Source organism: Aceticella sp. 75b-Ac (assembly GCF_056032965.2).
Genome location: NZ_CM190971.1, coordinates 1,690,618 through 1,709,674, shown reverse-complemented (window position 1 = coordinate 1,709,674; position 19,057 = coordinate 1,690,618). Strand labels below are relative to the sequence as shown.

Here is a 19,057-nt window from a genome sequence, read left to right as displayed (position 1 = left end):
GATAAATGAGTAATGAGATGGAAAGGGTTCTATCGGTAGACCTTGAAGATGAGATGAAAAAATCATATATAGATTATGCAATGAGTGTAATCGTAGGGAGGGCATTGCCTGATATACGAGATGGGTTAAAGCCTGTACACAGAAGAATTCTCTATGCAATGAATGAATTAGGATTGACCCCTGATAAGCCATACAAAAAGAGTGTTGCTGTTGTCGGTGAAGTTCTTGGAAAATATCATCCACATGGTGATGCCGCCGTTTATGATACTATGGTAAGATTAGCGCAGGATTTTTCCATGAGAGAACCATTAATTGACGGACATGGAAATTTTGGAAGTATAGACGGGGATCCTGCTGCTGCCATGAGGTACACTGAAGCAAGGCTTTCTAAGATATCACTTGAAATGCTTACAGATATTAATAAAGAAACAGTGGATTTTATCCCAAATTTTGATGAAACATTAAAAGAGCCTGTTGTGCTTCCTTCAAGATTTCCAAATCTACTGGTGAATGGTTCACAGGGCATAGCTGTTGGCATGGCGACAAATATACCGCCACATAATCTTACTGAGGTAATAGATGGTATTATAAGTTATATAGATAACCCGTATATAGAAATAGAAGACCTTATGAAGTATATTAAAGGACCAGATTTTCCGACAGCAGGCTTAATAATTGGTAAAGATGGAATAAGGGAAACATATACTAAAGGCAGGGGTAAAATTATTGTTAGGGCTAAGGCTGAAATTGAAGAATATCATGGTAGAAATCGAATTGTTGTAACAGAAATTCCATATATGGTTATCAAAGCAAGGCTTGTGGAAAAAATTGCCGAACTTGCAAAGGATAAGCATATTGAAGGAATTTTTGATTTAAGGGATGAGTCGGATAGAAACGGTATGAAGATTGTCATAGAACTAAAAAGAGATGCAAACCCGAAAGTCGTATTAAATAAATTATATATGCATACACAGATGCAGCAGACATTTGGTGCAATTATGCTGGCGCTTGTTGATGGTGAACCAAAGATATTAAATTTAAAACAGATAATTGAAAAATATGTAGACCATCAGGTGGATGTTATTACAAGAAGAACTAAATTTGAATTAAGAAAAGCTGAAGAAAGAGCACATATTTTAGAAGGTCTTAAGATTGCTCTTGATTATATTGATGAAGTTATAAATATAATTCGAGGTTCAAAAAATGAAACAATTGCTAAACAAAATTTAATAGAAAGATTCACTTTAAGTGAGAAGCAGGCACAGGCAATTGTTGATATGAGGCTTGGCAGACTTACCGGTCTTGAAAGGCATAAAATAGAAGAAGAATTGAATGGATTATATGACAGAATAAAACAATTAAAAAATATACTTGCAGATGAAAAGAAGGTACTTGATGTTATAAAAAGGGAACTTACAGAAATAAAAAATAAATTTGCTACTGAAAGACGTACACATATAGTAGCAAAAGAAGATGAACTTAATCTTGAGGACCTTGTGGAACTTGAAGATGTGGTTGTAGCAATGACACATTTTGGATATGTTAAAAGGATGCCTCTTGATGTATATAAATCTCAAAAGCGAGGAGGAAAGGGTATATCGGGAATATCTACAAGGGAAAATGATTTTGTGGAAGATGTTTTTATCACAACAACCCATGAAAAACTTTTGTTTTTTACAAACAAAGGCAAGGTTTATAGTTTAAGAACGATAGATATACCTGAATTTGGCAGACAAGCCAAAGGAACGGCAATTATAAATTTACTGCAGATATCACAAGAAGAGAAGGTAAATGCCGTAATACCGGTTAAAAAGGTTTCAAATGTAAAATATGTCTTAATGTGTACTAAGTCAGGTATAATAAAAAAGACCTCTATTGATGAATTTTCATCGATTAAGAAAAACGGTCTTATTGCAATAAATCTTGATGAAAATGATGAGCTTATTAATGTAAAACTTACTGATGGAAAAAGGGAGATAATAATAGGAACATCAAATGGATATTCTATCAGATTTAATGAAAAAAATGTAAGGCATATGGGAAGGACGGCAAGAGGAGTCAAAGCTATTTCTCTAAGAGAGGGAGATATGGTCGTAGGTATGGACCTTGTAAGTCCTGATAAGGATATTTTAATTGTTACAGAAAACGGATTTGGCAAACGAACGGAACTTAAAGAATATAGCCTTCAGAGAAGGGCGGGAAAGGGATTAATAGCAATCAAATTAAGCAAAAAAACCGGTAAACTTGTTGCTATAAGGTCGGTGCACCAAGATGACGAGATTATGATAATTTCTGCAAATGGAATTTTAATACGGATAAATGTTTCTGATATATCAAAAATGCACAGGGGAACTAAAGGTGTAACTTTGATGAAACTTGATAAATGGGATAGAGTTGTATCAACCGCACTTATAAACAATGAAGGATAAAACCACAATTTATTGTGGTTTTATCCTTCATTTTACTATAAAATGGTTCATAATATATAAGCTATAATAAAAAGAAGTGAATTTTTATTGATTAATTATTTAAAAATTTTAATAAATGTAAACGATGGATTATTTAAAATTTACAAAAAATTAATTTGACTTAAATATATAAAACTGATAAAATAGCATGTAAATCCACTTAATTTAATATTTTAATTTTCAGCGATGAAAGAGAGGGGTATATTATGTAAGCTGAAGAGAGCCGATGTTTGCTGCAAATCGGTGCTTGCATGTATATTTGATCGCTCCGGAGCAGTATAGTTGAAACATAAGTAGGCTATACCGTAGGTCTGCGTTAAAGATAAGTATAATTACTTGCTGAGGTTATTATCGTGAGATAATAGCGAATTCAGGTGGTATCGCGTGGACAGTTCCTCGCCCTGACTTTTTTAGGGCGAGGTTATTTTTTAAGGAGGTGGTGAATATATTACATGTAATTTCGGTTTTGGTAGAAAATCATTCTGGAGTATTATCAAGGGTTGTAAGTCTTTTTTCCAGGAGAGGTTACAATATTGAAAGTCTTGCTGTTGGTCCCTCCGAACAAAAAGATATATCCAGAATAACGTTGACAGTCAATGGTGATGATTATGTTATAACACAGATCATGAGACAGCTTAAAAAATTGTATGAAGTAATAAAAGTACAGGACCTAAGTGCATATGATAATGTATCAAGAGAGCTTCTCATGGTAAAAGTAGGGATTGATTCAAATACACGGGATAATATTACTCAAATAACAGAAACTTTTAGAGGAAAAATAATCGATATCTCACTTAATTCGCTTATTATTGAAATTACTGGTGATAGTGAAAAAATTAATGCTTTTATTAACCTAATCAAGCAATTTGAGGTAAAAGAACTCGTGAGAACAGGTTTAATTTCTCTTGAAAGAGGAAGTAGAACTTTAAAAGAATATAAGGAGGAAATTTAATATGGCTAAAATGTTTTATAATGAAGATGCGGATTTAAATCTTTTGAAGGGTAAAAAAATAGCGATAATTGGATATGGAAGTCAAGGTCATGCTCATGCTTTAAATCTCAAGGATTCAGGTCTTGATGTTGTTGTAGGGCTTTATGAAAAAAGTAAATCGAGAGAAAGAGCTGAAGCTGCAGGTCTTAAAGTAATGAGTGTTGAAGATGCTGCGGAAGCTGCTAATGTTATAATGATGCTTATTCCTGATGAAAAACAATCTAAGGTATACAAGGAAAGCATTGAAAAACATTTAAAAGAAGGGGATGCACTGGCATTTGCACATGGATTTAACATACATTTTCATCAGATAGTTCCGCCAAAATATGTTGATGTATTTATGGTGGCACCAAAAGGACCGGGTCATCTTGTAAGAAGAGTATATGAAGAAGGCAAAGGGGTACCCGACCTTGTTGCGGTATATCAGAATTTTACAGGTAAAGCATTTGATACAGCATTAGCATATGCGAAGGGGATTGGTGGAACAAGAGCAGGTGTTATTGAAACCACATTTAAAGAGGAAACTGAAACAGACCTTTTTGGTGAGCAAGCGGTACTTTGCGGTGGTGTAACGGAATTGATGAAAGCAGGCTTTGAAACACTTGTTGAGGCAGGTTATCAACCAGAAATAGCATATTTTGAATGCATCAATGAAATGAAATTAATTATTGACCTTATATATGAAGGCGGATTCAGCAAAATGAGATATTCAATATCTGATACAGCAGAATTTGGTGATTATGTAACAGGTAAAAGAATAATTACAGAAGAAACAAGAAAAGAAATGAAAAATGTTTTATCAGAGATACAGAATGGTGAATTTGCAAAGAAATGGCTCTTGGAAAATCAAGTTGGAAGACCTTCATTTAATGCAATAAGAGAAAGGGAAGCAAATTCAAAAGTGGAACAGGTAGGAAATCACTTGCGTAGTATGATGGCGTGGTTGAAGAAGGATTGATATGGAGGTTATTATATGGGGGATAGAAAAGTCATTGTTTTTGATACCACTTTAAGAGATGGTGAACAAACACCCGGTGTTAGTTTTAATAAAGAAGATAAATATAAAATTGCTGAAAAGCTTAAAAAACTTGGTGTAGATGTTATGGAAGCGGGTTTTCCGGCTGCATCTAACGGAGATTTTGAAGCTGTTAAAAACATTGCAGAAAATTTAAAGGAAATTACAATAGCTGCTCTGGGAAGATCGGTAAAAGAAGATATAGACAGAGCTTATGAAGCCTTAAAGCATGCTGAAAAATCAAGAATGCATTTATTTATAGCAACATCAGATTTACACATAAAATACAAATTAAAAATGACAAAGGACGAAGTACTTAAAAGAGCTGTTGAAAGTATAAAATATGCAAAAGGTAAATTTGATGAAATACAATTTTCTGCAGAAGATGCATCGAGAAGCGATTATGATTTTCTGACGAAAGTTTTCAGTGAAGTCATAGATGCAGGTGCAAGTATAATTAATGTGCCAGATACTGTAGGTTATTCTGTACCAGGGGAATTTGGCAAGATGATTGCATATTTGAAAAAAAGCATTCCCAATATTGATAATGTTATTTTAAGTACACATTGTCATAATGACCTTGGTATGGCAGTAGCCAATTCTCTTTCAGCAATTGAAAATGGTGCAGACCAGATAGAGGTTACAGTATGCGGTATTGGTGAAAGAGCAGGAAATGCAGCACTTGAAGAGGTTGTTATGGCACTTGATACAAGAAAGGATTATTTTAATGTATTCCATAACATCAATAAAAAAGAAATATATTCAACATGCAGCCTTGTAAGTGAAATTGCAGGTATAAAATTACAGCCCAATAAGCCGATTGTTGGTGTAAATGCCTTTAGGCATCAGGCAGGTGTTCATCAACATGGTGTAATGAAAAACAGGATGACATATGAGATTTTAAATCCGGAGGATATAGGTATTGAAACAGAACATTTCGTCTTAGGTAAGCTATCAGGCAGAAATGCTTTTGAATTAAAGGTTGAAAAACTTGGATATAAACTTTCACATGATGAAATTGATAAAGCATTTAAAAAATTTAAAGAGCTTGCAGATGAGAAAAAAATAGTAGAAGATGAAGATATAGTAAATATCATAAAAGAACAGCTTGAAAAAGATAAGAAATTAAAGGAGGGAGAAGTTTGGGTCTAACTTTGACGCAAAAAATACTTTCACATAAGGTAGGTCATCCGGTACATGCAGGAGAATTGATTGAAGCTAATGTGGATATGGTTCTTGGAAATGACGTAACAGCACCGGTTGCTATAAGAGAATTTAAAAAAATTGGTGTAGATGTATTTGATAAAAACAAGATTGCCCTTGTACCGGATCATTTTGTACCGAATAAAGATATTAAATCCGCAGAGCAGGTAAATATAGTAAGAAAATTTGCAAGAGAATATGGAATAGTTAATTTTTTTGAAGTAGGTCAGATGGGTATAGAGCATGCCCTTTTGCCTGAAAAAGGTCTTGTATTGCCTGGAGAGATTGCCATAGGTGCAGATTCACATACATGTACCTATGGTGCAATCAGTTGCTTTTCAACAGGGGTAGGCAGTACAGATATGGCTTGTGCAATGGCGACAGGCAAGGCTTGGTTTAAAGTGCCTGAAGCTATTAAGTTTAATCTGAAAGGAAAATTATCAAAATGGGTCAGTGGTAAGGATGTTATCTTGTATATAATTGGAAAAATCGGTGTTGATGGTGCTCTTTATAAATCAATGGAATTTACAGGTGATTTAAGTTCACTTTCAATTGATGATAGATTTACAATTGCAAACATGGCAATAGAAGCAGGGGCTAAAAACGGTATTTTTGAATTTGATGAAATTACCGAGGAGTATATTAAAGAAAGAGCAAATAGGAAATATAAGGTATTTAAAGCAGATGAAGATGCTATATACAGTGAAGTTTATGAGATAGATTTATCTGAAATAAAACCTCAAGTAGCATTTCCACATCTTCCTGAAAATACAAAGTCGATAGATGAAGTGAAAGATATAAAAATAGATCAGGTTGTAATAGGTTCATGTACAAACGGTCGTATGGAAGATATGAAAATAACTTACGAGATATTGAAAGGAAAAAAAGTACATCCAGATGTCCGGCTTATAATATTCCCGGCAACACAGGATATTTATCTTGAAAGTATAAAAAAAGGATATATTGAAGAATTTATAAAGGCAGGTGCAGCTGTATCAACACCTACATGCGGACCTTGTCTTGGTGGTCATATGGGAATTCTTGCAAAGGGTGAAAGAGCAATATCTACCACAAACAGAAACTTTGTAGGAAGAATGGGTCATACAGAAAGTGAAGTATACCTTGCAAGCCCGGCAGTTGCGGCAGCATCAGCTATAAAGGGATATATAGCAAGTCCTGAGGAGGTGGTTTAATGGAGGGTAAAGCAATAAAATATGGAGACAATGTAGATACAGATGTTATTATACCGGCAAGATTTTTAAACACATCAGATCCAAAAGAACTTGCATTACATTGTATGGAGGATATTGATAAAAATTTCAAGAATAAGGTTAATAAGGGAGATATCATGGTTGCAGGCTATAATTTTGGATGTGGGTCCTCCAGGGAGCATGCACCGCTTGCTATAAAAGAATCCGGTATTTCATGTGTTATAGCAAAATCCTTTGCAAGAATATTTTATAGGAATTCTATTAATATAGGTCTTCCAATTTTAGAATGCAGTGATGCAGTTGATGCCATTGAAGAAGGTGATTTAATATCCATTGATACTGAAAGTGGAATCATAAAAAATATCACAAAAGGTGAGATATATAAATCACAACCGTTTCCAGATTTTATTAAAGAAATTATTAATAATGGCGGACTGATAAATTATGTTAAGGGGAAGGTGAAATAATGTATAAAATTGCAGTGCTTCCTGGTGATGGAATAGGACCGGAAGTAATAAATGAAGCATTAAAGGTATTAGATGTTATTTCAAAAAAATTTAATGTAAAATTTAATGTAAAAGAATATGCCTTTGGAGGTATAGCTATTGATAAATTTGGATGTCCATACCCAAAGGAAACAGAAAATGCATGTCTTAATAGTGATGCGGTATTATTGGGAGCTGTTGGCGGATATAAATGGGATACACTTGATGGAGATAAGAGACCGGAAGCAGGGCTTCTTGCTTTAAGAAAAAGTCTTGGTGTATATGCAAATTTAAGACCTGCAACACTTTTTAAACCCTTAAAAAGTGCATCACCTTTAAAAGATGAACTGTTAAAGGATGGGCTTGATATTCTTGTTGTAAGAGAATTAACAGGTGGTATGTATTTTGGACCAAGAGGGACAGAAAAAATAGATGGCGGTTTTAAGGCATATGATACGGAGGTTTACGAAACAGCAGAAATAAAAAGGATAGCCATAACTGCCTTTGAAACGGCAAGAAAAAGAAACAGGAAGATTACATCTGTTGATAAAGCAAATATACTTGATACTTCAAGGCTTTGGAGAAGTATTGTTAATGAGATAAGCAATGATTATCCTGATGTGGAGTTAAACCACATGTATGTTGATAATTGTGCTATGCAGCTTATAAAAGATCCTTCTCAATTTGATATAATACTTACATCAAATATCTTTGGAGATATTTTAAGTGATGAGGCATCACAACTGACAGGTTCTATTGGAATGCTTCCATCTGCCAGCTTAAGAGGTGATAAAGTAGGATTATATGAACCTATACATGGGTCTGCACCGGATATAGCGGGAACAAAGAAAGCAAACCCTCTTGCTACGATATTATCTGTTGCTATGATGCTGGAATATTCCTTTGATATGAAGGATGCTTCAAATGCGATTAAAGAAGCTGTTAATAAGGTGTTGGAAGACGGATATAGGACAGCTGACCTTGGCAAAGGAAAGATGGTCAATACTGAAGAAATGGGAGATAAGGTAGCAGAATATATTGGGGTGGTAAAATGTTAAGTGATCAGGTAAAAAAAGGTGCGGAGAAGGCGCCCCATAGGTCATTATTATATGCTTTAGGACTTACAGATGAGGAGTTAGAGCGACCTATTATAGGTGTTGCAAATTCAAAAAACGATATAATTCCGGGGCATATAAACCTTGATAAAATTGCTGAAGCTGTAAAAGCAGGTATCAGAATGGCAGGAGGTACACCTATTGAATTTTCTACAATAGGTGTATGTGATGGTATTGCTATGAACCATAAGGGAATGAAATATTCACTTGGCAGCAGGGAACTTATTGCAGACAGCGTAGAAATAATGGCAATGGCACATGGTTTTGATGGTCTTGTCCTTATACCAAATTGCGATAAGATTGTTCCGGGAATGTTGATGGCTGCTGCAAGACTTAATATACCATCAATCGCAGTAAGCGGTGGTCCAATGCTTGCAGGGAGATATAAAGACGCTCCAAATGACCTTAGTTTATTATTTGAAGCCGTTGGTTCATTTAAATCCGGGAAAATTTCCGATAAAGATTTACATGACATGGAAATATCTGCATGTCCCACTTGTGGGTCATGTTCAGGAATGTATACCGCAAATACAATGAATTGTTTAACAGAGGTTCTTGGTATGGGGCTTCCGGGTAATGGTACAATTCCAGCTGTATATTCAGACAGGATTAGGCTTGCAAAACATGCCGGAATGAAGATAATGGAGCTTATTAAAAAAGATATAAAACCTTGTGATATTCTTACGAAAGATGCATTTATAAATGCTTTTTGTGCAGATATGGCACTTGGGGGTTCAACAAATACCCTTTTGCATCTAAAAGCAATTGCACATGAAGCGGGAGTTGAAATATCACTTGATGAAATAAATAAAATAAGTGCAAAAGTACCAAATCTCTGTAAACTAAGTCCTGCAGGGAAATACCACATAGAAGACTTACATTTTGCAGGTGGTATTCCGGCAATATTAAATGAACTTACCAAGATAAATGCAATAAATACGGAATTAATTACTGTAACAGGTAAAACAGTTGGTGAGAATATAAAGGATGCTTATATAAAAAATCATGATGTAATAAAATCTGTTGAAAATCCTTATAGCAAAACAGGCGGGCTTGCAGTATTGTTTGGTAACATTGCAAAAGATGGGGCTGTTGTTAAAGCATCTGCCGTATCAGAAGAAATGCTTAAACATAAAGGTCCTGCAAGGGTATTTAATTCTGAAGATGAGGCTATATCAGCAATATACAATGGTGAGATAAAAAAAGGTGATGTTGTTGTTATAAGGTATGAAGGACCTAAAGGAGGTCCCGGGATGAGGGAAATGCTTTCTCCAACATCGGCACTTGCAGGTATGGGACTTGATAAAGATGTGGCATTAATAACTGATGGAAGATTTTCCGGGGCTACAAGGGGTGCATGTATCGGTCATGTATCACCTGAAGCGATGGAAGGTGGAGAAATAGCTATAATAAATGATGGAGATATTATAGAAATTGATATTCCTGCAAGGAAACTCAATGTGAAGTTAAGTGATGATGAGATAAAATCAAGGTTTCAGAATTGGATTAAACCTGAACCCAAGATTAAAAAAGGATATATGGGAAGGTATTCGAATCAGGTTACATCAGCTAGTACAGGGGCAGTTTTTAAATGATATCTTGATGAACTCGTTGTCGCACACTCGTGACTTTAGTCATGAGTAAGACAACGGCTACAATCAGTACGGTAGGGACTACCGGATTTTAAGCCTGTGGAGATGGAGGTTACGAAGTCAATGAATCAGGAATCCTGTTACTTCAGTAATGGGAGGTTCAAGTTAATAAATAAGGATATTTACATTCTTGTTTGAAGGTTATAAAGGAGGTGGTATTATGATATTAAAAGGCGCCCAAGTAATTATAGAAGTATTGAAAGAAATGGGTGTTGATACTATTTTTGGAATACCGGGGGGTTCAGTAATTCCGCTTTATGATGCATTGTATGATTCCGATATAAAACACGTATTGGCAACACATGAACAAATGGCAGCACATATGGCTGATGGATATGCAAGGGTAACAGGAAGAGTTGGTGTATGTATAGCAACATCAGGTCCGGGAGCTACAAATCTTGTAACAGGTATTGCAAATGCATATATGGATTCAATACCTATTGTTGCAATAACGGGTCAGGTGCCGACAAATATGATAGGCAAGGATTCTTTTCAGGAGGTTGATATTGCAGGTATAACAATGCCAATAACAAAACATAATTTTATTGTTAAAACACCTGAAAAATTGCCGGATATTTTAAGAGAAGCATTTTATATAGCCAAGAGGGGAAGACCGGGTCCGGTACTTGTGGATGTACCAAAAGATATTCAAACAGCCGATATAGATTATGTTAAAAGAAAAGACCATTATGTAGAAAAAGAAAATTTAAGGGTTGAAGAAGATAATTTGAATAACGCCATTCAGCTGATATTAAAAAGTAAAAGACCTGTTATATTTGCAGGTGGTGGTGTCATATTGTCAAATGCCTCCAAGATTTTATTAGATTTTGCAAATAAAATGCAAATACCTGTAGCGACCTCTTTAATGGGGCTTGGAAGTTTTCCTGAGGACTATGAACTTTCATTAGGACTTATAGGAATGCACGGCAGTAAATTTGCCAACCTTGCGGTATATAAATCTGACCTTTTAATAGCAATCGGTACAAGGTTTAGTGATCGTGTTGTAGGGAAATGCGAAAAATTTGCACCCATGGCAAAAATCATTCATATGGACATAGACCCTGCTGAAATAGGAAAAAATATTAAGATAGATGTGCCTCTTGTTGGAGATATAAAAGAAATATTGACACTTCTTAATGATAAAATTCCTGTAATTAGACATGAAGAATGGATAAATGAACTTCATGAAATGAAAGAAACAAACATATTTAAATATAAGAATGATGATATATTGAGGCCACAGTGGATTGTTGAAAAGATACAAGAAATAGGAAAAGACAATCTTATTATGACAACAGAAGTTGGACAAAATCAAATGTGGACAGCACAGTATTTTAAATTTAAGGAGCCAAGAACATTTGTAACATCAGGAGGTCTTGGTACAATGGGTTTTGGATTACCTGCGGCGCTTGGGGCACAGGTAGGGCGACCTGATAAAAGGGTTATTAATATAGCAGGTGATGGAAGTATTAGAATGAATATACATGCATTTGAAACAGCAGCCATTTACAACATTCCTGTTATTACAATAATATTAAACAACCAGGCACTTGGAATGGTAAGACAGTGGCAAAATCTTTTATATGATAAAAGATTTTCTCATACAGACTTAAATGCAAATTTAAATTTCACAAAAATTGCTGAAGCCTTCGGTGTTGAGGCTGAAAGGATTAATACAAAAGAACAATTTGAAAACGCCTTTAAAAAGGCTATATCATTAAATAAGCCTTATGTTATAGAGTGTATGATAGACAAAGATGAAATGGTTCTGCCATTTATTCCAGCAGGCGGAACAGTTGAAAATACCATAGAATAGTTGTATAATGATATTAATCAAATAAAATAATAGACCTTCAGGGATCGGTGAAATTCCGTACCGGCGGTAAAGCCCGCAAGCCTTATGGCAGATCTGGTGTAATTCCGGAGCCGACAGTATAAAAGTCTGGATGGAAGAAGGAAAAATTATTGGTATCATTCAAAGGTATTAAAAATCCTACCTTAAAAGTGAAACTAAATAATTTAAAAATGTAATTAAACCCCTGAAGTTTTAAACTCAGGGGTTTTTAAACTTCAAGTATTAATTGGAGGTGATTCTATTGGAAAAGTACATGAAAAGGGCTTTGGAGCTTGCAAAAAAAGGGTGGGGACATACTAATCCAAACCCTCTGGTCGGCGCTGTAATTGTAAAAAATGGAAAAATAATAGGAGAAGGATATCATGAATATTTTGGAGGTCCTCATGCAGAAATAAATGCGTTAAAAAGTGCGGTTGATGATGTAGATGGCGCAACAATGTTTGTAACCTTAGAACCCTGCAGCCATTTTGGTAAAACTCCTCCATGCAGTAATGCTATAATCAAATCGGGCATAAAGGAGGTATATATAGCAATGGAGGACCCCAATCCCATGGTTAGAGGGAGGGGGATAAAAATGCTGCAAGAAGCCGGAATAAATGTATATCTTGGTATGATGGAAAAGGAGGCAGAGAAGCTTAATGAAATATTCATAAAATATATTACAACAAAACTTCCTTTTGTTATATTAAAATCTGCTATGAGTATTGATGGAAAGATTGCCTGTTATACGGGGGATTCAAAATGGATAACCGGTGAAAAATCAAGAAAATATGTTCACAATATAAGAGGCAGGGTTTCTGCAATTATGGTTGGTGTAAATACGGTGATAAAAGACAATCCCCATCTTACAGCAAGGATAGAAGGTTATAAAAGTCCTACAAGAATTGTAGTTGACAGCAAAGGAAGGATTCCACTTGACTCAAATGTTATAAATGATAAATCCGCAAGGACAATAATTGCAACAACAGAGCTTATGTCTGATAACATCAGGAGAAAGCTTAAAGAAAGGGATATAGATATAATTGAATTAAAGAATAGTAATGGGAGGGTACCTTTAAAAGAGTTAATGGTAAAACTTGGAGAGCTAAGTATTGACAGCGTGCTTATTGAAGGAGGTGGAACATTAAATTGGTCTGTCCTTGAAGAAGCTGTAGCAGATAAAATAATGTTTTTTATTGCACCTAAGATTATAGGTGGGAAAGATGCTATAACGTCAGTAGAGGGTAAGGGTTTTTCTAAGGTGATGGATTCGATAAATTTAAGGGACATTGAGATAGAAAAGATAGAAGATGATATATTAATTTCAGGGCATATAAAGTAATTATAGTGGAGGAATCAGGATGTTTACCGGGATAATAGAAGAAATGGGTATAGTGAAAAACATTGTATATGGTAATTTTTCAAAAATTATAGTAGAATGTAACAGGGTTCTTGAAGGAACAAAAATTGGGGATAGTATTGCGGTAAATGGGGTATGCTTGACTGTTAACGATATTTCAAAAGATTCATTTACCGCTGATGTAATGCCGGAGACGTTGAGAGCCAGTAATTTAAAGGACTTAAAAAATGGGAACAGGGTAAATCTTGAAAGAGCATTGCAAGCCGGCGGAAGGTTTGGCGGTCATATTGTTTCAGGACATATAGATTTTACAGGAGATATCTTAAGTAAAAGACAGGAGAAAAATGCATATATATTTAAAATATCAACAAAGGAAAAATATTCAAAATACATTGTACAAAAAGGCAGTATCGCAGTTGATGGGATAAGTTTAACAGTTGTTGATGCACAGCAAAATTATTTTACTGTTTCAATAATCCCACATACAATGGGGGAAACCACCTTTAATTATAAGAATGTTGGAGATAGTGTCAACATTGAAGTTGATATACTTTCTAAGTATGTGGAGAAATTAATAAATAAAAAAGACATGAAGGATTTTTTAAGCGAAAACGGATTTGTTTAAAAACTTATTTAAGGAGGTAAAAGAATGCTTAGCAGGATAGAAGAAGCGATAGAGGATATAAGATGCGGCAAAATGATTATTATTGTAGATGATGAAGATAGGGAAAACGAAGGCGACCTTGTTATGGCGGCTGAAAAGGTAAAAGGTGAAGATATTAATTTCATGATTAAATATGCACGTGGTTTAGTTTGTGTACCAATGACAGAGGATAAGTTAAATACCTTAAATTTAAATCCTATGGTTCAAAATAATACGGACCATAAAGAAACCGCATTTACGGTTTCAACTGATTTTAAAGAATGTACAACAGGAATTTCAGCATTTGAAAGGGCACTGACAATTAAAAAATTAGTAGATGATAATTCGAAAGCAGAGGATTTTACAAGACCCGGACATGTATTTCCACTTATGGCTAAAAACGGAGGTGTTCTTCAAAGGGCCGGACATACGGAAGCATCTGTAGACATTACACGGCTTGCAGGATTAAAGCCGGCTGCTGTAATATGTGAAATAATTAATGATGACGGAACAATGGCAAGGCTTCCGGAACTTATGGAATTTGCAAAAAAGTTTGATTTAAAGATTATCTCTATTGAAGATTTAATAAAATATAGAAGAAAAAATGAAACCCTTATAAAAAGGGTAGCACAGGCGAAACTTCCTACAAAATTTGGTGATTTTGATATCTATGGTTATGAAGAAATATTGACAAGTAAGCAGCATATTGCACTGGTGAAAGGGGTATTAAGTGAAGAACCTACCCTTGTTAGGGTACACTCCGAATGTTTTACCGGAGATGTACTAGGTTCTTTAAGATGTGACTGCGGAGACCAGCTTCATGCAGCAATGGATAGGATTGGACGTGAAGGTGGTGTGCTTATTTATTTAAGTCAGGAAGGAAGAGGTATAGGACTTTTAAACAAGATTAAGGCATATCACCTTCAAGATGAAGGATATGACACTGTTGAGGCAAATCTTAAACTTGGTTTTCCAGCAGATATGAGGGAATACGGAATAGGTGCGCAAATTTTAAAAGACCTTGGGCTAAAAAAATTAAGGATAATGACAAATAACCCTAAAAAGATGGCAGGGCTTTCAGGATATGGGCTTGAAATAGTTGAAAGGGTACCTATTGAAATATGTTATAATGACTATAATAGGAGATACCTTGAAACAAAAAAAGAAAAGATGGGGCACATGCTTTCGGACAAATAAAGACAAGGGGACGTTTCTTTTGTCTTAACAAATAAAAAGGAGGAAACGCAGTTATGAAAATATACGAAGGAAAACTCATAGGGGAAGAGAAAAAATTTGGTATAGTTGTAAGCAGGTTTAATGAATTTATTACAAATAAACTTTTAGAGGGTGCACTTGACGCCTTAAAAAGGCACGGTGTCAAAGAGGAGGATATTGAAATTGCATGGACACCCGGTGCATTTGAGATACCGCTCATAGCAAAAAAGATGGCTGAATCTAAAAAGTACAATGCAGTAATTGCATTAGGAGCAGTTATAAGGGGAGAAACGCCTCATTTTGATTATGTGGCAAACGAAGTTTCAAAAGGTATTGCAAATGTAGGACTCAGTACAAATATGCCTGTTATATATGGGGTATTGACAACAGATACAATAGAACAGGCTATTGTAAGGGCAGGAACAAAAGCAGGGAATAAAGGCTTTGATGCGGCAGTAACAGCAATAGAGATGGTAAATTTAATAGATGAACTAAAATAAGGGCTATTCGTGCCCTTATTTTTTACTTCCAAGCCGGAATGATTCCGGCTTTTTGGAAGGCTTTAAAAATAACAACAAAGACAGGTCCCATTATAAGTCCAAAACCACCAAAAAGTTTTGCTCCAATAAACATTGAAAGAAGGGTAACAAGTGGGTGCAAGCCGATACTTTGTCCTACTATTTTTGGCTCAATCAGCTGTCTTACAATTGTTACAATACCGTAAAGTATTAAAATATACACACCTACCATATAATTTTTTACTGCTATGTTATAAATTGCCCATGGTACAAGAACAGAACCAGAACCTAATACAGGAAGAATATCAATAAAGCTTACAATTAAACCTAATAAAAAAGCATAATTAAATCCAATGATTGTAAGCCCTATAGAAACCTCAAGAAATGTTATAAACATTATAATGGTTTCTGCTCTTAAGAAACCTATAAGGGTTTGGAAAAGGTCCCCTTTTATATTTACGGCATGTTTTATCCAATTTGGAGGTAATTGTTTTTCTAAAAAATTCAGTATAAGCCATTTATCTTTACTCATAAAGAATGTTGACACAATCGATAATAAGAATATAAAGAAAAAATTAGGTAGTGATGCGACAAATCCTAAAAGTCCTGTTGCAATATTCTTAGCTAATATAGAAATATTATTAAGAAGCAGTTGAAGATTATTTTCAAAAAATGTTGTTACATTTGGAGGAAGAGTTTTGTAGTACATTCTTATTCTATCTATTAAATTTGATATTATCATATCAACTGATTCAGTGTATTTTGGAACATATTCAGCAAGTGTATTTAGCTCATAAATAAGCTGTGAAATAATTAAAGTTATAAAAAATCCTATTATAGCGATTAAAAGAATAATAAGAATTAATGATGAAATACCTCTTGGGATTTTAATTTTTTTTTCAAAAAAATCTACAGCAGGGTCAATTAAAATTGCAAAGAATAAGCCGATTGCAAACGGAAGCAGGAAAGGTGTTATTTTAAATGTCAAGAGGTAAAGCAAAACAAATATAAGTAATATTGTCAGACTTTTTTTAATTATTTCCTTATAAATTATAAAAAATTCCTTCACAAAAAAACCTCCCTTATTAGTATTATAATATGGTCTATATATTTTTGTCTATGGTTAAATGAATAAAATCCGGTTTTAACGGATTTTATTGGGCGGTTTTTATTATTTTTTTGATTTTTTTACAATTTTGCTGTGGGATATTATTCCTTTCATCCATTGTATACCCCCTTTTATTATCTTATATAGTAATTATTAACATTATTAATTAAAATATTCATAAAAAGTTATTTTTATTAAAAAAATTTCTATATGTATTTTATGTTGTGTTATAATCTAAATATACTTAGTAAAAGGAGATTGAAAAATGAAAACTAATACGCGAAAAGAAATTATAAGCTGGATTTTAACAATTGCATTGGCTTTTATAATCGCTATGTTTATTAGAACATACGTGTTTGAACTTGTTGATGTGCCAACAGGTTCTATGTTGAATACAATTCAGTTGGGTGATAAATTTATTGAAAATAAATTTATTTACAGAATTGAACCAATTAAAAGAGGGGATATTGTTGTCTTTGAATTTCCGGATAAACCTTCTACAAACTTTGTAAAAAGGGTTATTGGAATAGGTGGAGATATCATTGAAATAAAAAATGGCATTTTATACAGAAATGGCAAAGAAGTGAAAGAACCATACTTAAAAGAACCGATGATAGGGACATTCGGTCCTTATAAGGTACCGCCTAATCATTATTTTATGATGGGGGACAACAGGAATCAGTCGTATGATAGCAGATATTGGACACATAAATATGTATCAAGAGATGCTATTTTGGGTAAAATTGTTTTTAGAATATGGCCATTAGATAGCATAGGTTCGATAGAAGGTAAGTAAATATTGAATTTGTGAATGATAAGTAGTATAATATTAACAGATAGAATTACGGGAATTCCCGTCCTTAGTATTAAGGGCGGGAATTAGTATTAAGATAGAATTTGGAGGTATTTTTTATGTTGGATATTAAGAGGATAAGAAATAATCCGGAAGCGGTAAAAAGAGCCATTGAACTAAAAAAAGAAAATACTAATATCGATGAATTTTTAAAAATTGACGAGAAAAGAAGACAGATGCTTTCAGGGCTTGAATCATTAAAAAATAAAAGGAACATAGAGTCAGAAAATATCGCGAAACTAAAAAGTGAAGGTAAAGATGTTTCCGACTTAATTTCAGATATGAAAGGTATATCTGAAAGAATAAAAGAAATGGAATCAGAATTAAAGGACGTTGAGGAAAAGATAGATGAACTTATATGGACAATACCAAATATACCTGATAAAAGTGTTCCTGTAGGCGATAGTGATGCAGATAATATTGAGATTAGGAAATGGGGTTTGCCGCGAAAATTCGATTTTAAGATAAAGCCCCATTGGGATTTAGGTGTTGACCTTGATATATTGGATTTTGAAACTGCTTCAAAAGTTACAGGTTCACGATTTACTTTTTATAAAGGTTTAGGTTCAAGGCTTGAAAGGTCGCTTATTAATTTTATGTTGGATCTTCATACAGAAAAACACGGTTATACAGAAATATTTCCGCCCTTTATGGTACATAGGAGGAGCATGTATGGCACAGGACAGCTTCCTAAATTTGAGGAAGATGCATTTAAGGTGGCGGGGACAGATTATTTTCTGATACCAACAGCGGAAGTACCTGTAACAAACATGTACCGTGATACGATAATTGATGGTGACAAGCTTCCGATTTATCACTGTGCATTCAGTACATGTTTCAGACAGGAAGCGGGTTCTGCCGGAAGAGATACAAGAGGGCTAATAAGGCAGCATCAATTTAATAAAGTTGAACTTGTAAAATTCACAGAACCTGATAAATCCTATGAAGAGCTTGAGAAAATGACAAATGATGCTGAGGATGTCCTCAAAGAACTTGGACTGCCATATAGAGTTGTTGCAATTTGTACAGGAGACCTTGGTTTTACAGCAGCAAAGAAATATGATATTGAAGTTTGGATGCCCAGTTACGGAAGATATGTTGAAATATCCTCTTGTAGCAACTGTGAAGACTTTCAAGCTCGAAGGGCAAATATAAAATTCAGACCTAAAGAAGGAGGAAAAGCCCAATTTGTCCATACATTGAATGGTTCAGGGATTGCAGTTGGAAGGACTTTTGCCGCAATACTTGAAAATTATCAGAAGGAGGATGGGTCTGTAATCATACCTGAGGCTTTGAAACCATATATGAAATTAGAAATACTTAAAAAATAAGAAAATTAATAAATTACACAAACAGGGTTATTGACAAGAATGCCGGTATATGATA

At 34.4% G+C, this 19,057-nt stretch carries 16 protein-coding genes, 1 riboswitch and 1 other annotated feature; of the genes, 15 read left to right on the top strand and 1 reads right to left on the bottom strand.

All coding sequences use genetic code 11. The annotated features are described in order from the left end of the window. Window positions 1–5 precede the first annotated feature (5 nt). From gyrA to ribH, 13 genes are all read left to right on the top strand, one after another. On the top strand, window positions 6–2,429 hold the full coding sequence (gyrA, locus tag AC0LWJ_RS08755) for a DNA gyrase subunit A (protein ID WP_474237686.1): 2,424 nt from the start codon (window positions 6–8) through the stop codon (window positions 2,427–2,429). A gap of 216 nt (window positions 2,430–2,645) precedes the next feature. Beyond that, window positions 2,646–2,875, top strand: a binding site (T-box leader). Window positions 2,876–2,913: 38 nt separating this feature from the next. Further along, the gene (gene ilvN / locus AC0LWJ_RS08750) at window positions 2,914–3,420 is read left to right on the top strand and encodes an acetolactate synthase small subunit (protein WP_474237822.1); all 507 of its coding nucleotides are present in this window, start codon (window positions 2,914–2,916) and stop codon (window positions 3,418–3,420) included. 1 nt (window position 3,421) lies between these two features. Continuing rightward, a complete protein-coding gene (gene ilvC, locus AC0LWJ_RS08745) occupies window positions 3,422–4,417 on the top strand; it encodes a ketol-acid reductoisomerase (protein ID WP_474237684.1) in 996 nt (331 codons plus the stop codon). Between the two features lie 15 nt (window positions 4,418–4,432). Beyond that, on the top strand, window positions 4,433–5,626 hold the full coding sequence (locus AC0LWJ_RS08740) for a 2-isopropylmalate synthase (protein ID WP_474237682.1): 1,194 nt from the start codon (window positions 4,433–4,435) through the stop codon (window positions 5,624–5,626). Next, window positions 5,617–6,870 (top strand): 3-isopropylmalate dehydratase large subunit, encoded by a 1,254-nt coding sequence (gene leuC / locus AC0LWJ_RS08735; protein ID WP_474237680.1) that lies wholly within the window; start codon window positions 5,617–5,619, stop codon window positions 6,868–6,870. Before AC0LWJ_RS08740 ends, leuC begins: the two co-directional genes overlap by 10 nt. After that, window positions 6,870–7,355 carry a 3-isopropylmalate dehydratase small subunit gene (gene leuD / locus AC0LWJ_RS08730; protein ID WP_474237679.1) on the top strand — a complete coding sequence of 162 codons (486 nt, stop codon included), beginning with the start codon at window positions 6,870–6,872 and terminating at the stop codon, window positions 7,353–7,355. The genes leuC and leuD overlap by 1 nt, the downstream gene beginning before the upstream one ends. Continuing rightward, window positions 7,355–8,431, top strand: coding sequence for a 3-isopropylmalate dehydrogenase (gene leuB / locus AC0LWJ_RS08725; RefSeq protein ID WP_474237678.1), 1,077 nt, complete (start codon window positions 7,355–7,357; stop codon window positions 8,429–8,431). The genes leuD and leuB overlap by 1 nt, the downstream gene beginning before the upstream one ends. Beyond that, window positions 8,425–10,083 carry a dihydroxy-acid dehydratase gene (gene ilvD / locus AC0LWJ_RS08720; RefSeq protein WP_474237677.1) on the top strand — a complete coding sequence of 553 codons (1,659 nt, stop codon included), beginning with the start codon at window positions 8,425–8,427 and terminating at the stop codon, window positions 10,081–10,083. The genes leuB and ilvD overlap by 7 nt, the downstream gene beginning before the upstream one ends. A gap of 217 nt (window positions 10,084–10,300) precedes the next feature. Further along, on the top strand, window positions 10,301–11,956 hold the full coding sequence (ilvB, locus tag AC0LWJ_RS08715; protein ID WP_474237676.1) for a biosynthetic-type acetolactate synthase large subunit: 1,656 nt from the start codon (window positions 10,301–10,303) through the stop codon (window positions 11,954–11,956). A gap of 29 nt (window positions 11,957–11,985) precedes the next feature. Continuing rightward, window positions 11,986–12,102: riboswitch (FMN riboswitch) on the top strand. Between the two features lie 134 nt (window positions 12,103–12,236). Further along, window positions 12,237–13,316 (top strand): bifunctional diaminohydroxyphosphoribosylaminopyrimidine deaminase/5-amino-6-(5-phosphoribosylamino)uracil reductase RibD, encoded by a 1,080-nt coding sequence (ribD, locus tag AC0LWJ_RS08710; protein ID WP_474237675.1) that lies wholly within the window; start codon window positions 12,237–12,239, stop codon window positions 13,314–13,316. 19 nt (window positions 13,317–13,335) lie between these two features. Then, window positions 13,336–13,959: a riboflavin synthase gene (gene ribE, locus AC0LWJ_RS08705; protein ID WP_474237674.1), complete on the top strand. Its 624-nt coding sequence runs from the start codon at window positions 13,336–13,338 to the stop codon at window positions 13,957–13,959. 24 nt (window positions 13,960–13,983) lie between these two features. Continuing rightward, window positions 13,984–15,174: a bifunctional 3,4-dihydroxy-2-butanone-4-phosphate synthase/GTP cyclohydrolase II gene (locus tag AC0LWJ_RS08700; protein ID WP_474237673.1), complete on the top strand. Its 1,191-nt coding sequence runs from the start codon at window positions 13,984–13,986 to the stop codon at window positions 15,172–15,174. Window positions 15,175–15,227: 53 nt separating this feature from the next. Further along, complete coding sequence (ribH, locus tag AC0LWJ_RS08695; RefSeq protein ID WP_284680082.1) at window positions 15,228–15,692, top strand: 6,7-dimethyl-8-ribityllumazine synthase; 465 nt, start codon at window positions 15,228–15,230, stop codon at window positions 15,690–15,692. A 22-nt stretch (window positions 15,693–15,714) separates the two neighbouring features. Here the strand turns inward: ribH and ytvI are convergent, their stop codons facing one another. After that, the gene (gene ytvI / locus AC0LWJ_RS08690; protein ID WP_474237672.1) at window positions 15,715–16,779 is read right to left on the bottom strand and encodes a sporulation integral membrane protein YtvI; all 1,065 of its coding nucleotides are present in this window, start codon (window positions 16,777–16,779) and stop codon (window positions 15,715–15,717) included. Between the two features lie 304 nt (window positions 16,780–17,083). On the opposite strand from ytvI, the gene lepB reads away from it, so the two are divergent. Next, window positions 17,084–17,614, top strand: a complete 531-nt coding sequence (lepB, locus tag AC0LWJ_RS08685) for a signal peptidase I (protein ID WP_474237671.1) — start codon at window positions 17,084–17,086, stop codon at window positions 17,612–17,614. A 116-nt stretch (window positions 17,615–17,730) separates the two neighbouring features. Next, window positions 17,731–19,002 carry a serine--tRNA ligase gene (serS, locus tag AC0LWJ_RS08680; RefSeq protein ID WP_474237670.1) on the top strand — a complete coding sequence of 424 codons (1,272 nt, stop codon included), beginning with the start codon at window positions 17,731–17,733 and terminating at the stop codon, window positions 19,000–19,002. The last annotated feature ends 55 nt before the right edge of the window (window positions 19,003–19,057 follow it).

What these genes read in the sequence shown, in the direction of transcription:
- serS (WP_474237670.1), top strand. Translation starts at nt 17,731, where the DNA reads ATGTTGGATATTAAGAGGATAAGAAATAATCCGGAAGCGGTAAAAAGA.
- ilvB (WP_474237676.1), top strand. Translation starts at nt 10,301, where the DNA reads ATGATATTAAAAGGCGCCCAAGTAATTATAGAAGTATTGAAAGAAATG.
- ribE (WP_474237674.1), top strand. Translation starts at nt 13,336, where the DNA reads ATGTTTACCGGGATAATAGAAGAAATGGGTATAGTGAAAAACATTGTA.
- lepB (WP_474237671.1), top strand. Translation starts at nt 17,084, where the DNA reads ATGAAAACTAATACGCGAAAAGAAATTATAAGCTGGATTTTAACAATT.
- ribH (WP_284680082.1), top strand. Translation starts at nt 15,228, where the DNA reads ATGAAAATATACGAAGGAAAACTCATAGGGGAAGAGAAAAAATTTGGT.
- ilvC (WP_474237684.1), top strand. Translation starts at nt 3,422, where the DNA reads ATGGCTAAAATGTTTTATAATGAAGATGCGGATTTAAATCTTTTGAAG.
- AC0LWJ_RS08740 (WP_474237682.1), top strand. Translation starts at nt 4,433, where the DNA reads ATGGGGGATAGAAAAGTCATTGTTTTTGATACCACTTTAAGAGATGGT.
- ilvD (WP_474237677.1), top strand. Translation starts at nt 8,425, where the DNA reads ATGTTAAGTGATCAGGTAAAAAAAGGTGCGGAGAAGGCGCCCCATAGG.
- leuD (WP_474237679.1), top strand. Translation starts at nt 6,870, where the DNA reads ATGGAGGGTAAAGCAATAAAATATGGAGACAATGTAGATACAGATGTT.
- leuB (WP_474237678.1), top strand. Translation starts at nt 7,355, where the DNA reads ATGTATAAAATTGCAGTGCTTCCTGGTGATGGAATAGGACCGGAAGTA.
- gyrA (WP_474237686.1), top strand. Translation starts at nt 6, where the DNA reads ATGAGTAATGAGATGGAAAGGGTTCTATCGGTAGACCTTGAAGATGAG.
- AC0LWJ_RS08700 (WP_474237673.1), top strand. Translation starts at nt 13,984, where the DNA reads ATGCTTAGCAGGATAGAAGAAGCGATAGAGGATATAAGATGCGGCAAA.